Genomic DNA, 15,698 nt, shown 5'->3' on the forward strand with positions numbered 1-15,698 from the left:
TTTACGGGAATTTAGGGAATTGATCGAAGTTCGGTTCACGTTTTTCTTTAAACGCGTCACGGCCTTCTTTCGCTTCGTCTGTAGTGTAATAAAGCAGTGTTGCATCTCCTGCAAGCTGCTGTAACCCGGCTAAGCCGTCTGTATCAGCATTCATCGAAGCTTTTAGGAAACGGAGTGCAGTCGGTGAGTGTTTCATAATATCTTCACACCACTCGACAGTTTCGTCTTCCAGACGCTCTAAAGGTACAACTGTGTTGACTAAGCCCATGTCCAGTGCTTCCTGTGCGTCGTACTGGCGGCATAAGTACCAGATTTCACGCGCTTTTTTGTGGCCGACGATACGCGCTAAGTAACCTGAACCGTAACCGGCATCAAATGAACCGACCCTAGGACCAGTCTGGCCGAAACGTGCGTTTTCAGCAGCAATTGTTAAATCACATACAACGTGCAGCACGTGGCCGCCGCCGATTGCATAACCTGCAACCATAGCGATAACAGGTTTAGGAATAACACGGATTAAACGCTGTAAATCAAGAACGTTCAAACGTGGTACTTCATCTGTCCCTACGTAGCCGCCGTGTCCGCGTTTTTTCTGGTCTCCGCCTGAACAGAAGGCAAGGTCGCCTTCACCAGTTAAAATTATTACCGAAACACGCTGATCGTCCCGTGCGCGCGTGAATGCATCGATCATCTCTGCAACAGTATCCGGCGTGAATGCATTGCGCACTTCCGGACGGTTGATCGTTACTTTAGCAATACCATTATAAAATTCATATTTAATTTCACTGTATTCTTTAACTGTTTCCCAAACTCTTGTCATGAGTTATCCTCCTCTAGGTACTCTCGTACTAACCTTATGTACGTTTTGTAATTTTCAAGATGAATATTGTGACCGCAATGTTCAACTATATTCAGTTTAGCACTTTTCAAACGTTCTGACATCGTTTCAGCTGTTGCCACAAATTTCTTGTCCTCACTGCCTGCCAGTAAATAAAAACTGCTCTCAAGCCCGCTTAAATTATCCCAGTACGAGGGCTGTACACCCGTGCCGTATTTTAACAGGCTGTCTGCAGCTTCCGCCGGTGTCTGCTGCAGTCGCTCTTCGTGCTGGGCCTTCAGCACTGACCGGGCTGCATTACGCTGACTCAAAAACAGCGGCATATCCTGCCAGAACTGAAGAAATTCATTATAATCGCTAATTATAAAACTGCTGCGCTCACGGTCAATTCGAAGCCGTTCCGCGCGCTTTTCTTCATCAGCGATACCGGGCGAGGCGCTTTCCAATATGCATTTATCAATTCTTTTTGGAAAGTGAGCTGCTAAGGCCAGAGAGACCCGGCCACCCATCGAGTAGCCGAGCACATCGAAAGTGTTAATACCTTCTCTGTCTGCAATATTTACAAGCCCTCCTGTAACATCTTCCATACGGTAATCATGCGGCGTGCTTAATGTACCGCCGAAACCGGGTAAATCTGCAAGAATTACATTGCGTACACTGCTTAAATCCTCTGCGATTCTTCTCATACTTTCTTTAGACGATAAAAACCCGTGCAGCAGCATAATCGTTTTGTCCTGCTTGTTATCGAGCAGCTCATAATTAAAATTCAGCATTGTCCACCAGCTCTTTAAGCCGGGCTTTCAGCTCGTTATGACTCTCGAGATTATGTTCTCTGTCTGTTTTAATCTCTATCATCTGACGCCCGGTTTTATTCAGCATTTCTTTTGTTAATTCATTCGAATTTTCAATATGAACATATTCGTAATCGTAAAACTTCGCGGCATGCTCAAAATTGAGATCAAGCGGTGTGCCGAACAATCTTTCGAAGTGCGGTTTATGTGCATACTGCGGCAGATAGCTGAAAATATTGCCGCCGTTATTGTTAAAGACGATAATCGTAAAGTCGATATTTTCAAGTTTTGCAAGCAGCAGACTGTTAATATCATGATTCATCGATACGTCTCCAATCAGCATGGTAACCGGCTCTTTGGTGCCGAGGCCGAGGGCGCTGGAAATCACACCGTCAATACCGTTGGCGCCGCGGTTCGCGAATACATCATGGACAACACGTGTATCGTAACGCTCAAAGTCTCTGATCGGCATACTGCTGGATAGGAAAAATGTGCGGGACGCATCGGTCTCTTTAATAATGTCGTAGACATATCTGCCTTCATCGTCAAAGTCGGAAATATGCTCATCTATATACTTATGAAGTAATTTTGATAAGTCTGTGAAGCGCTCTTTAGCATCGCTCATAAAATTATCAGCAATCAGTCTTGGGAAAATTTCATTGATTGTGCCGACATATGTTTCATCCGGTGTGACCGGGAAGGGTTTGATGTCCTGAAATTCACTGATTAAATATTGCGGCACCGCCGTTTGTTTTAAGAATGCATTGGTCTGTTTTGAAGTTACAGGCTCACCGATACGGATAATAAAATCAATATTGTCTTCGATATACTGGCGATGGTTTTCGCTGAAATTTGAAAACATCATATCGTGATTAACAATGGCATCTTTAACAAATGTTCGCAGATTCTGCCGCGGATCGCAGACAGCAATAAGATTGCCCTGTTCCAAAACAGATACAAGCGGTGTTAAATCTTCTGCTGTTTCACCGATAAAAACAAGACCTGTGCCTTTTAGTTTTTCAATATCTCCCGGCACTGTTATTGCCGGTGTCATGGATTTCTGTACCCGCTTAAATAAGTCCAGACGGCGAACATTCGGCATAATCGGTTCGCGGACCGGAATATTAAAATGCACTGGCCCCATATTAACGCCGTTGAAATACTGGCTGGCCTGCAGCACTTTATCGTTAATTAATGATTCTGCACTGTCATGACTGTCAGCAATCGGCAGTTCCGTCTGATAGCGTACGAAATTGCTGTACATATTATGCTGCTCAATCGCCTGCGGCGCACCGACATTTTTAAGCTCGTGCGGACGGTCCGAGGTCAGCACTATGAGCGGCAGATGACTGAGTCCCGCTTCGCTGACAGCGGGTGTATAATTCGCTGCTGCTGTGCCGGATGTACATAATATACCGATCGGCTGACGTCTTTTTTTAGTCAGCCCGACGGCGAAATACCCTGCACCCCGTTCGTCGGGATGAATGTACGTCTTAATCCCTTCATGCAGCTCCGCCGCGATAGCAAGCGGCGTTGAGCGTGAACCCGGACTGATAACCAGTTCATTCATCCCGTATTCGTATAATGCATCTATAATACTAAATGTTTGTGTCGTTAGTGCTTCCGTATAGCTCATTAGTAGTCGCCTCCAAGACGTTCAGCATCGGTGTGAATTTAACTTCTGTTTCCAAAAATTCAGCTTCCGGATCCGAGCCTTTCACAATGCCGCAGCCGGCAAAAAGTGTCGCGCTGCGTGCAGAAATCAGCATGGAACGGAGACAGACGGCAAACTCACATTCTTTGTCTTCATGAATAATGCCAAGCGGCGCTGCGTACAGTCCTCTTGTGCCGTATTCATGATCTTTAATATAATCTTTCGCCAGCTTTTTCGGCAGGCCGCCTACTGCCGGAGTCGGGTGAATTCGTTTTAATATTTTAAACTCATCCGCATCCTTCTTCAGCATAGCCTGAATCGGCGTGAACAAATGATATATATATTTATTTTCGAGCAGCAGCGGATTTTTTTTGTAGTTCAGCCCTTCTGAAAACGGCACGATATCGCTGACGATTGATTCTCTGACAACGCGGTGTTCAAAAAGATTTTTTTCATCGTTCAGTAAAAAGTCTTTCTGCAAATCATTCTCCCGGCTGTCTTCGACGCGCTGAATTGAACCGGCAATCGCATTCGTAACCAGTTCCTCTCCTCGGATTGAAAATAATTTTTCAGGTGTTTTCGAAACGAAAGTCGATTTGCCTTTTTCATAATAAATCGTGTACGTATCCGCTTCGTCTTTTAATCGTCTGATTAAATAAAGCCGTTTTGCTCTCGATTCAAAAGTAATGAGTTTCTGACGGGCAAGCACTACTTTTTTAAACTCGTCGTTTAAATTATTTACTGCTTCTTCGACGAGCATTTTCCATTCATTTGGGAAAATATCGCGTTTGCTTTTAACAACCGGTTTTTCTTTCTCGGTTATTACAGTATTTTCTATCGCCGACAGCACTCCGTCAACTTCATCGAGCACATCATCCATATTTAATTCTGTTTTTTCGCGGGTTAAAAACACTTCGTGATTGTTCAGATCAAATTGCCATTCCGGCAAATGAAATTCAATCATTTTAAAGTCATTCCACTCGTCAGTCGTATCCTTATCATCGAATAATGTTCCGCCGAACAGGCTCAATTTCGATTTCAGATTATCACCGAGCTTCTCCTGCTGCAGTTTAGCAAACAGTGTTTTCTTACTGTCCGCTGCCGATTCCGGCTGAAACTTATCACGCCACATACTTTCGATGTAATTGATTCCGACAACATTATACGTGTTATCTTTTGACTTGAACCAATAGCGTGAACCCTTCGATTCATCAAAGTATGTAAATATTTTTTCTTCGTCAATATTATACTCATCCATAGGAATATGCAGTGTAAGATATTGCCTGTCGGAATCCAGACTGATACTCTCTATAAATATTCGAGACGATTGTAATTTCATGAGTCACACTACTTTCATCATAATTAGCTTTATTTTATCATTTTTTACCTACCGTGTGTATGGACAACACTTAAATATGATAAAATTATAGCCATCATGTTTTAAAGGAGAAAGTCATGCAGGAAGCACAAGTACATACAGGATTTAAAAAATATTTAATGCTGACGCGTCCACACACACTGACAGCGAGTTTTGTACCTGTTTTTGTCGGGACGGCAAGCGTATTGTTATTTGCTGACATCCGCTGGGGAATGTTTTTCCTTATGCTGATCGCTACAGTATTAATACAGTCGGCTACCAATATGTTTAACGAATATTACGATTTTAAACGCGGTCTGGATTCACATGAATCCGTCGGTATCGCAGGTGCTATTGTAAGAAATGGCATGAGCCCCCGCCTCGTTCTGACAATCGCTCTTATATTTTACGGCATCGCCGCTGTAATCGGCATTATTATTACGATAAATTCATCGTGGTGGATACTTATCGTTGGTGCTGTATCAATGGCAGTCGGTTATCTTTACACAGGCGGTCCCGTGCCGATATCATGGACACCGTTTGGTGAAATATTTGCAGGTTTCTTTATGGGCACTGTAATTATTATGATTACATTTTTCATTCACACAGGCACACTGCATGTATTTCCTTTATTAATGTCCATACCGCCGGCAATTACGATAGGTTTACTCAATATGGCAAATAACATACGCGACCGTAAAAAAGATAAGACGAGCGGCCGTAAAACTTATGTCATTCTTGTCGGTAAACCCTTTGCGGTAATGACTGCTGCAGCCCTGCTCCTGTTCAGTTATGTATTTTTAATATACATAGCCTTCTTTACGCCGATGGGCTCGGTATTTCTGCTCATCCCGCTCTTGTCTATTCCTCTTGCGCTGAAAACAATTATGCTGATGCGTAAAGGCAATACACCGGTTGAACTGATTCCAGCCATGGCATCCATGGGCAAACTGAATACAATTATGGGACTGCTTCTGACTATCGGTTTGATTATTTACGGGATGACCGGTATATAAATTTTTCTGAAAATTGTGTTTCAGCTCTGTGAAGAATATAATATAGATGAAACAAACAATATAGGGGGATTTATCATGCAGTTAAAACGTATGTTATTCGCGGGGGGATTTGCAAGTATGCTTCTGCTTGCCGCGTGTAATGGGGACAGTACAGATGAGGCAGGCACAGAGGAAGAAACACCGGCAGAAGAAACTACAGGTGAAGCGGCAGAGGAAGAATTATCATACTCCGGCGTTAATGGAGATTACACTTTCACAAACTTTACACCGGTTGAAGTACCGGCTGTTGACGCTGAAGGCAACGACACAACGGTTCAGGCTGTAGCAGTTGAGTTTGAGTTCTCAAACACTTCTGAACGCGCAGCAAGCCCGTCTGAAGCATTCAGTCTGGACTTGGCAGTCCGCCAGGTGAGCGATGAAGGCGAAGCACCGACAGAAAACTACACGATGGACCTTGAAGACGATGGTGAATTTGCAGACGGAAAAGCCGCTGCCAATGAATTAGTGGAACCGGGAGAAAGTGCAACGGCAGTCGTTGCCTACGGTCCGCTTGATCCGGAACTCGCAACACACCTGCAGGCCCGGGAAAGCCCGCTTGAAGAAACTGAATCACTAGACCATGAAATCGAGCTTGATTTAGCACCTGCTGAGAACGAAGAATAAGTCTAAAAACAGCGCCCTGACACGGCGTTGTTTTTTTGTTTAAAATGATTTGGAATTTGATGAAACAAAAAACACCTTACTTCATCGTAAGGCGTCCTTAAATACTTATCTTGTTTTTGTGAGGATAAACTTCGTACCCTCTGCTTCGTATGTCAGCTCTCCGCCTTCCATATCCATACGCACAGACATCATAATATGGCCTTTATTATTGAAGTCTCTGTATAAAATGCGGATGCGGAAGTTCATTGTCTGATCGGGCTGCATATAAAATTTCAGAATCACTACATCATTTTCTTCTTTCTCTTTAATGTAATGGTATTTTGTCGTAAAGTCATAACCTTTAATATAAACTTTCTCAATTTGAAATGGATTATCATTTTTATTTTCGACACGGAACATCATATATTTTCCGCGGTCGTCTTTTCTCCAGCCGACTTCATCTATCATCAAGAGCGGCTGTGTCGTCATGACTTCTGCACGTTTTCTTGAAAAGTAAATACCGAGACCGGCAACTGAGGCAATAAATAAAGCCAGCAGTACAACTACTTCTAACCAGACTGATAAAGGATCCATATATTTTCCAACTCTCTTAATAATTTCATTTATATAATTTTATCATTACATGTATGGTAAAAACAATTATGTTACATTGAGAGTAACTTGTTAAGGAGTCGGTATTATGATTGAAATCTTAAGCGGTATCGGTCTTGCCTTCATTCTTTTCATCATTGCGGGCATTGCTATTCTACTCGCCGTATCACGCTGAAAAAAATTTTAATATGCTGATATAAAAAACGTACACGACTGATGCCGTGTACGCTTTATAAAATTTTATCCTGTTTTTTTCAGTTATTCTATTTCAAAAATATCATCTGTATGTTCGTGCAGGTCTTCAGGACCGTTAATGTGTGCTGTAATACTGTATTCTCCAGGTTCAACTTCTGCAGTTTCTGCAGTATAGATGCCCTCACCTTCACTTTCAGCATTCAGCCATGTAATTTCTTCAGTCTCAGTATCTTCTACTTCAAAACGGACACGATCCGCTTCATAAGCTTCATCTTCTTTCAGAAGTTCAACACTGACGACTGATGGATCAGCTTCATTATCCACAGTTAAATTAATATCCAGCACCTGGTCGTGATGGTGCTCTGCAGTTTCATCATGCGGTTCATGAGTCTCTTCGCCCTCGGCTTCCTCCGTACTGTTGCCGCAAGCTGCAAGTGCCAGAGCAAGGCCAGAAAGTAACAATAATTTCTTCATATAAATAATCCCCCAAAACTTAAGTATAGGTTTATTTTATCACCAGCACAGTTTTGGAATCCCGCACAGTTTTGAAGATTCTGAGTCTATACCGCTTCAAAATAATGAACATTTTATTACGATACCCCAGACGTTGTTACTGCTGAACTAAAATAACCTCTCCAAAACTTAATCCGGAGAGGTTATTTGTTATCTTACATATTCAAATATTCCTGCTGCGCCCATACCGACACCAATACACATTGTAACCATGCCGTATTTCGAGTCAGGTCTGCGTTTCATTTCAGCAAGCAGCCTCGCAGTCAGCATAGCACCTGATGCACCCAGCGGATGACCGAGTGAAATTGCACCGCCGTTGACATTCGTTTTCTCCATATCCAGTCCCGCTTTTCTGATTGAAGCGACTGTCTGGGAAGCAAATGCTTCATTCAGCTCGATTAAATCCATATCTTTTATCGATAAACCCGCCTGCTCCAGTACTTCTGGAATCGCATATGCAGGGCCAATTCCCATAATCTTAGGATCTACACCTACTGCTTTAAATCCGACAAAGCGGGCAATTGGAGTGACTCCGAGTTCTTTCACCTTATCGCCTGACATCACTACAACAAATCCTGCACCGTCTGTCAGCGGTGCTGACGTTCCTGCTGTAACGGTACCGTCTGCTTTAAATACTGTTCTGAGTTTGGCGAGTCCTTCCATATTCGTATCCGGACGTATATGTTCATCTGTTTTAAATTCATCTTTCGTGACGACAGGTCCATTGTCGTCATATGATACTTTATTTACTTCGACCGGAATAATTTCGTCTTCGAATCTCCCGGCCTCGAGTGCAGCCTGTGCCCGCTGATGGCTTTGTACTGCATAAGCATCCTGGTCTTCTCTCGAAACTTTGAATTCTTCAGCCACCATTTCAGCAGTCAGCCCCATCGGATATGACACTCCTGAATCTTTATCCTGCAATATCGGACTGTTTGTCGGCTCATTGCCGCCCATCGGTACGGCACTCATTAATTCTACACCGCCGGCAACCAGTACATCAGCCTGTTCTGCCATGATCTGATTGGCTGCGATTGCTATCGTCTGCAGGCCCGATGAACAGTAACGGTTTACCGTCTGGCCGGGCACTTCGTCCGGCATTCCTGCAAGCAGGGCGATTGACCGTGCAATATTCTGCCCCTGCAATCCTTCCGGGAATGAGTTTCCGACAATCACATCTTCTACCATATCCGGACTGAATTTACCGTCGACACGTCCAAGCACACCTTTAAGAACCTGTGCTGCAATTTCATCCGGTCTATCGTGGAACATCGCGCCGCCTTTTGCCCTTCCGGCAGCCGATCGTCCGTAAGCTACTATATATGCATCCTGCATTCAACTTCATCCTCTCTCTGTACGTACATATTACTAATTACGGAGCGGTTTCCCTGTCTCCAGCATGTGACTGATGCGAGCGTAAGTTTTCTCATTCTGCAGGAGATTTAAAAATCTCTCTTTTTCCAGTTTCTGCAGATAGCGCTGATTTACATAAGTGTTGCGCGGTATATCTCCGCCTGATAATACTTCTGCAATCTTCAAGGTAATTTCGTAATCGTGATCACTAATAAAGTTACCGAGACGCTGTGCATCAAGCATTCCTTCTGCCAGCGCTTTAAAGTCACGTCCGAGAGCAATATACTTTCTTTCAGCTTTAGGAATGTAATTCATTTCTGATTCCAGACGCGCTTTATTTAAAGCTGCTTCCACGCGTTTCTCCACATTAAGAATAACTGAATCGGTATCTCTTAAATAACCGTATCTCTTCGCTTCATACGCATTCGTTGAAACCTTTGCCATACCGATATTCGTCAGCACCTCACTCATAGACTGCTGTTTGTCATCGTGCTTATGATTTGTACTTAATATACGGTCCGACATTTCAGCAAGTCCGCCGCCGCTCGGCAAGAGCCCGACACCCGCTTCAACCATGCCGATATATGTTTCACTTGCTGCAACAACAAATGGAGAATGCAGCACTAACTCACAGCCTCCGCCGAGTGCTTTGCCCTGTACAGCCGTTACTATCGGCTTCAGTGAATACTTCATGCGGTTGAAGCTTTTATGAAGTGTATCTATAGCTGGTCCGACTAATTCTTCAACCTTCTTCATTTCATGTGCTTTTTTCATCATATACAGGTTGGCTCCAACACTGAAGTTTCTGCCGTCAGCGTATAAAACCATACTTGAAAAATCTTCGCTCTCTAAAAGATCGACCGCTTCTATTAAATCTTTGGCAAAACCGTTAGAAATAATGTTATTGCCGCTCTGCAGTTTTAACAAGAGCTGGTCTGTATTAACTACCGAGAGCTTGGAATCCTCCCGATTCCAGATTTCACTCTCGATAAAATCACTTACCGGTGTTACCCGCTCAATGGTCTCTCCATCTTTATAAAAAGACTCAGTGCGTTTTTCAATCCATTCAGGCAGCTCTCCAAGTTCTTCTTTCATACGATCCTTAACTCGGCTGAAGCCCATCAGGTCCCACAGCTGGAACGGTCCTTTTTTCCAGTTGAATCCCCAGACAAGCGCCCGGTCGATATCTCTGTAATCCGAAGCTGCTTTTGGCACATTTAAGGCTGAATAGTAAAAGTTATTTCTCAAGGTTTTCCATAAAAATAAGCCGGCTTTATCATCAGCATTAAAAATAACATCCATATTTTCTTTTAAATCTTTACTGAATTTACCGAGAATCGGAAATTCAGGTTTTGACTGTTCAACGTAGTCATTCTTTTCCGGATCAAATACGATTATCTTATTCTTCTCTTTTTTATAAAACCCTTTTTTTGTTTTTCTTCCAAGCGCACTCTGTTCAACAAGTTTCTCGGCTATTTTTGTATCGTTAAAGAACTTCTCCTCACCCGGCACCTGCTGCAGTCCTTTTGTTACTGTCACTGCAATATCAATACCGACGAGGTCACTCAAGCCGTAGGTGCCCGTACTTGGACGTCCAATACTTCTCCCGGTGAGTGCATCCGTATCGGAAATCGATATGCCTTCTTCTTCTGCCCGGTGCATAATATCATTCATCGTCTGTGTACCGACGCGGTTTGCTACAAAACCGGGCACGTCGTTTGCTACCACGACACCTTTGCCGAGTTTGTCTTCTGCAAAGAGCTGAGCTCGTTTTACCGATTCTTCTGCAGTATCCTGAAGCGGAATAATTTCAACCAGCTTCATAATACGCGGCGGATTGAAGAAGTGCATGCCGAAAAATCTTTTCCGCTCATCATCATTGAATACTTTAGCGATATATTCAATCGGAATACCCGATGTGTTTGTTGCAAATAAGGCATTATCTTTTGCAACTTCTTTTACTTTCTTCCAGACACTGTGTTTAATTTCCAGTTCTTCTTTAACCGCTTCGATATAAATATCAGCGTCATCTTCACCTTGTAGATCGTCATCGAAGTTGCCGTATGTTAAATTCGATGCGAAATTTAAGTCAAACAGCTGCGGCCGTTTTTTATCCGTGATTATCTCGTAAGCTTTCTTGGAAATTTTATTAGGATCTTTTTCATCTATTGCTATATCGAGTAATTTTACTTTTAAGCCTGCATTAACGAGCAGGGCAGCAATCTGACTGCCCATTACCCCTCCGCCAAGCACTGTAGCTTTTCTTATCGTCATGAAAAACCCTCCAAATTATTTTATCTTTAACTTATCGGACACTCCTTAAATGAATGCGGAGTCACCGGTTAAGGCTCTGCCGATTACAAGGGCATTGATTTCGTGTGTGCCTTCATACGTGTAAACAGCTTCAGCATCGGAGAAGAATCTCGCTATATCGTACTCTGCCAGAATGCCGTTTCCGCCTGTAATTCCGCGCCCCATTGACACCGACTCGCGCAGTCTTAAGGCATTCATCATTTTCGCAGTGGATGTTGCCACCTCATCGTACTCGCCGTTCTCCTGCATCCGCGCAAGCTGAGCTGACAAGGCCATCGCATGAGACAAGTTACCCTGCATCATCGCAAGTTTTTCCTGAATCAGCTGATATTTGCTGATTTCTTTGCCGAACTGCTTGCGTTCTGTGACGTAGTCAAGCGTTGCGCGGAGTGCACCGGCCATGGCCCCTGTAGCCATGTAAGATACGCCTGCACGTGTAGAATAAAGTATTTTGGCAATATCTTTAAAACTGTTTATGTTTTGCAATCTGTCCTCTTCTTTAACGACTACATTATTTAAACGAATATTTGTATTCGGAATAATTCTTAGGGCAATTTTGTTCTCGATAATATCGATGTCTACGCCTTCCTGTTCCGGCCTGATAATAAATCCTTTTGGCTTTCCAGTTTCTACATCTACAGCAAAGAGTGGAATGACATCCGAAACATTGGCGCCCCCGATCCATTTTTTTGCACCATTAATCACCCATTCATCACCTTCACGCTTAGCGGTTGTTTCAAGACCTCCTGCAACATCCGAACCGTGATCCGGTTCAGTCAAGGCAAAACATGTTCTCATTTCATGAGACTGCAGTTTAGGAATATAATGTGCAACCTGTTCTTTTGAGCCGCCGAATAAAAAGGCGTTATGGCCGAGCCCTTGATGTACACCAAGCACTGTTACCAGCGATACATCGAAACGCGCCACTGTGTAGGACATAAAGAACTGGAACAGCTGGCTCGGTGTTTGCGCTCCTTCTCGGCCTTCAAATAATAGAGGATTCCTGAAATAATTCAATTTACCCATCTCTTCAAAAAAGTCTTCGGGTACTGTAGCATTCACCCAGTGATCGTTGATTGAATCGCGGTATTTCGATTCCAGCAGCTCGTCCAGCTGTTTTAAAAATTTAACTTCTCCCTCAGTCAATTCTTTCGATACATTCATTAAATCTTCCGGATACAATTCTTTAAGCATCTGCTCTTTTTCTGTCATAATATTTCCCTCCGCTTTATAAGATAACGCTTTCAAATAAAGTTAAAATTTTATTGGGCTATGCCGTTTTCCTGAGCTTTGTCGTTCATTAAACGCTGGATTTCGAGCCGGTCCGGTTTAGCTGTTGAGTTCAATGGAATTTCTTTCATCTCGAGATAAAGTCTTGGAATCTTGTAGCCTGCAATGCGTTCTCTGATATGCTTGTCCAGTATTTCTTCAAAATTCTCAGTTTCCTCTGCCAGCACTATCAATGCAGAAACCGACTCCCCATATTCCGGGCTCTCATAGCCGACAACAATTGCTGTTCTGACTATCGGGTGCTCTGACAGTGCCGCTTCAACTTCTGAAGGCAGCACATTTTCCCCGCCGGTAATAATCAGTTCTTTTTTACGGTTGACGATAAATATATCTCCGTCTTCGTCAATCTTCGCAAGATCTCCAGTCAGGAAATAATCGCCGTAGAACGACTCTTTCGTTACATCCGGTTTATTCCAGTAACCCGGCGTCACCTGTTTGCCGCCGACCGCAAGTTCTCCGATTTCACCCGGTGCTACTTCGTTTTTATCTTCATCGAGTAATTTTATATCTGTAAACAATACCGGTTTACCGATACTCATCGGTTTAACTTTGGCATTATCCGACGTATTTACCATAGCGAGCGGCGCTTCCGTTAAACCGTAACCGTTAATCAGCGTGTGTCCCATACTTTCAAATTTTTTCTGAACGGCCGGCAGCGGTGCTGATCCTCCCTGAATGAGATATTCGATATTTTTAAAGCTTTCAAGGTTAAAGTTATCCGCAACGAGCATAGCGTAATACATCGTCGGAATCAGCGATAAATAATCCGGTTCGTATTTCGCCATCAGATCGTTGAGTTCAGCACCGTCGAAGTAGCGGTGCAGCACAAGCGTTCCACCTGCCATTAATAACGGTAAGGCGGTGTCGTTTAAACCGTACACGTGGAACATCGGTGTCGACAGAATTGTCGTTTGTTTGGAATGCGTTCTGTATGTTAAGGCTGTATTAATTAAGTTCGTGACAAAGGAATCATAGGTGAACATTACACCTTTAGGCAGTCCTGTCGTTCCGCTCGTATACATTAATGCAGCCAGTTCATCGCTTTTTACATCTGCCGTTTTAAACGGTTTATGATTTTCCGGGTCACAGATTTTATCGTATTCCGGTGAATCGATATCCATATGCAGCAGTCCTTCCGGCGTGCCGGTTAAACTTTCTTTGTGTCTAAGTGAATAAAAAATCATTTTCACACCTGAATCTGAGATGACACTTTGAATTTCCTTTGGTTTTAAACGCCAGTTCATCGGCATATAAACCGCTCCTGTTTTAAAGCAGGCAAATAATAAGTCGAATATCGATACATCGTTCGGTGCAAAAATACCGACAACGTCTCCTTTTTTAATACCCTGGTCTGTTAAATAATTTGCCAGGTTTTCCGCCCGTGCATTTAAATCTTGAAATGACCATTCCGTCCCTTTTTGCGGGTCTATTACTGCTGCTTTGACTTCATCGTAATCCGATCTTGTTTTAATCCAATCATAATTCATTGACATCTTCCCCTTTGTTAATGATTATTTTCAATTGTCTCTGCTAATTTCCCCCAGGTTTCCTGAAACAGTTCGCTTTTGATTACTTTTAAATCCTTCGATATTTTCGGTTTAAAATCCATTTGCGAAAGAACATCTTTTTCTAGACTGAGGCCCGGAGCAATTTCAATCAATTCCATCCCCTCATCAGTCAGCTGAAAGACAGCGCGCTCAGTAACATAATAGACATCCTGGCCAAGTTCTCTTGAATAATCCGCATTGAAATCCAGACTCTGAACAGTATCGACAAATTTTTTGGAATGCCCTTCTGAATCAATTACCAGTTCATTATCTTTACAGTGCGATTCACTGCCGACGACCATCGTTCCTGAAAAAATCAAAGTTTTAACTGTCTGACTGATATCGATAAAACCGCCGCTGCCGTTCATTCTCTCCCCAAACTTAGAAACGTTCACGTTACCGGCTTTATCTATTTCAGCAAAGCTTAGAAATGCAATATCGAGGCCCCCGTTAAAAATAAAATCCCAAGTCATATCGTGACGCATTCTTGCATCCAGATTATAGTTCATGCCAAAATGATTTCTGCTTCCGATAATCCCCCCGAATATACCGGTATCAATATTCAATTTGACAAGATGATCAGCTTGCTCTTCACGCAGCACATTAGACAGCTCATTGTTAATTCCGTAACCGATGCTGACCGCATGCCCGCGTTTTAAAAACTGTGCCGAACGCCGTAAAATAATTTTTCTCGCGCCGAACTCCAAAAACTTCTCTTTACTGTGCGAAATTCTGTGATGGCCGGATAAAGCGGGATCATAATATGTCTGTATCACCTGCTTATGATATTTTGGATTTTTGTTTATAACGACATAATCGACAAGCTCCGAAGGAACAAACACATCCCGCGGATTGAAACTCCCCTTTGCAATTATCTCTTTCACCTGGACGATTACTTTGCCGTTATTTTTCTTTGCAGCTGAAGCTGCACTGAAACCTTCACCGAGATGCGATTCATGAGTCATGAAAATGTTGCCATCCTCGTCAGCATATGTCCCTCTCAAAAGAACAATGTCAATCTTCGGAAAATCGTAATGCAGATACTCTTCATTATTAATCTTCATTAAGGATACTAAGTCATCACGACTTGCATCATTCACTTTCCCGCCGGAAAGTCTGGGATCCACAACCGTATTTAATCCGATTTTAGTAATGGTCCCCGGTGAAGAAAAAGCCTGATTGCGGTAAGAAATCGCGATGATACCCTGCGGCAGAAAATAAGCTTCAATCTCGTTGTTTTTAACCGCTTCAACAGTAACGGGAGAAGCGACCATAAGACTGGTGATAATTCTTTTAACCATGCCGCGCGAGACAAAAGAATCGAGATCAAAACCATCATCAAAATCGCTGATATCATTCGCGACGACAAAGGTTAAATTATCGAGATTCCCATGCTCATCATGCTGTTCTGCCAAATGCTTTAATACTTCCATCGGCAAGTTTCCTGTAGACAGAGCGGCAATGGAAATGACATCACCGCTTTTTACGATATTCCTTAAATCATCATATGAAATAATCTCCATACTCTATTCTCCCGACCTTGTTATATTCATTTAAAATTTCAGCATATGATCCTT

13 protein-coding genes are annotated in these 15,698 nt (G+C 43.0%); 2 read left to right on the top strand and 11 right to left on the bottom strand.

Going from position 1 to position 15,698, the window contains the following annotated elements; translation table 11 throughout:
* Nucleotide 1: 1 nt before the first annotated feature.
* The 4 genes from menB to MHH58_RS08205 are packed head-to-tail and all read right to left on the bottom strand — an operon-like array spanning nt 2 to nt 4,622.
* Nucleotides 2-820, bottom strand: a complete 819-nt coding sequence (gene menB / locus MHH58_RS08190) for a 1,4-dihydroxy-2-naphthoyl-CoA synthase (RefSeq protein WP_115884044.1) — start codon at nt 818-820, stop codon at nt 2-4.
* Entirely contained in the window at nt 817-1,611 is a 795-nt protein-coding gene (gene menH, locus MHH58_RS08195; RefSeq protein ID WP_341345587.1) for a 2-succinyl-6-hydroxy-2,4-cyclohexadiene-1-carboxylate synthase, read from the bottom strand. The genes menB and menH overlap by 4 nt, the downstream gene beginning before the upstream one ends.
* Nucleotides 1,598-3,265 (bottom strand): 2-succinyl-5-enolpyruvyl-6-hydroxy-3-cyclohexene-1-carboxylic-acid synthase, encoded by a 1,668-nt coding sequence (gene menD, locus MHH58_RS08200; protein ID WP_341345588.1) that lies wholly within the window; start codon nt 3,263-3,265, stop codon nt 1,598-1,600. The genes menH and menD overlap by 14 nt, the downstream gene beginning before the upstream one ends.
* Nucleotides 3,228-4,622: an isochorismate synthase gene (locus MHH58_RS08205; protein WP_341345589.1), complete on the bottom strand. Its 1,395-nt coding sequence runs from the start codon at nt 4,620-4,622 to the stop codon at nt 3,228-3,230. Before MHH58_RS08205 ends, menD begins: the two co-directional genes overlap by 38 nt.
* A 116-nt stretch (nt 4,623-4,738) precedes the next feature.
* On the opposite strand from MHH58_RS08205, the gene MHH58_RS08210 reads away from it, so the two are divergent.
* Nucleotides 4,739-5,656 carry a 1,4-dihydroxy-2-naphthoate polyprenyltransferase gene (locus tag MHH58_RS08210; protein WP_135098937.1) on the top strand — a complete coding sequence of 306 codons (918 nt, stop codon included), beginning with the start codon at nt 4,739-4,741 and terminating at the stop codon, nt 5,654-5,656.
* A gap of 75 nt (nt 5,657-5,731) precedes the next feature.
* Entirely contained in the window at nt 5,732-6,319 is a 588-nt protein-coding gene (locus MHH58_RS08215; protein WP_341345590.1) for a DUF5067 domain-containing protein, read from the top strand.
* A 105-nt stretch (nt 6,320-6,424) separates the two neighbouring features.
* Here the strand turns inward: MHH58_RS08215 and MHH58_RS08220 are convergent, their stop codons facing one another.
* From MHH58_RS08220 to fadX, 7 genes are all read right to left on the bottom strand, one after another.
* Nucleotides 6,425-6,892, bottom strand: a complete 468-nt coding sequence (locus tag MHH58_RS08220; RefSeq protein ID WP_135098941.1) for a hypothetical protein — start codon at nt 6,890-6,892, stop codon at nt 6,425-6,427.
* Nucleotides 6,893-7,168: 276 nt separating this feature from the next.
* Complete coding sequence (locus tag MHH58_RS08225; RefSeq protein ID WP_341345591.1) at nt 7,169-7,579, bottom strand: hypothetical protein; 411 nt, start codon at nt 7,577-7,579, stop codon at nt 7,169-7,171.
* A 189-nt stretch (nt 7,580-7,768) separates the two neighbouring features.
* Nucleotides 7,769-8,953, bottom strand: a complete 1,185-nt coding sequence (locus tag MHH58_RS08230; RefSeq protein WP_341345592.1) for a thiolase family protein — start codon at nt 8,951-8,953, stop codon at nt 7,769-7,771.
* Between the two features lie 33 nt (nt 8,954-8,986).
* Nucleotides 8,987-11,245 carry a 3-hydroxyacyl-CoA dehydrogenase/crotonase FadB gene (fadB, locus tag MHH58_RS08235; RefSeq protein ID WP_341345593.1) on the bottom strand — a complete coding sequence of 753 codons (2,259 nt, stop codon included), beginning with the start codon at nt 11,243-11,245 and terminating at the stop codon, nt 8,987-8,989.
* Nucleotides 11,246-11,290: 45 nt separating this feature from the next.
* Entirely contained in the window at nt 11,291-12,496 is a 1,206-nt protein-coding gene (gene fadE / locus MHH58_RS08240; RefSeq protein ID WP_341345594.1) for an acyl-CoA dehydrogenase FadE, read from the bottom strand.
* Nucleotides 12,497-12,546: 50 nt separating this feature from the next.
* On the bottom strand, nt 12,547-14,061 hold the full coding sequence (gene fadD, locus MHH58_RS08245; RefSeq protein ID WP_341345595.1) for a long-chain-fatty-acid--CoA ligase FadD: 1,515 nt from the start codon (nt 14,059-14,061) through the stop codon (nt 12,547-12,549).
* 17 nt (nt 14,062-14,078) lie between these two features.
* Complete coding sequence (fadX, locus tag MHH58_RS08250) at nt 14,079-15,644, bottom strand: fatty acid degradation protein FadX (RefSeq protein WP_341345596.1); 1,566 nt, start codon at nt 15,642-15,644, stop codon at nt 14,079-14,081.
* Between the last annotated feature and the right edge of the window lie 54 nt (nt 15,645-15,698).

The organism is Jeotgalicoccus sp. FSL K6-3177, assembly GCF_038050175.1.
Taxonomy (GTDB): Bacteria; Bacillota; Bacilli; order Staphylococcales; family Salinicoccaceae; genus Jeotgalicoccus; species Jeotgalicoccus nanhaiensis.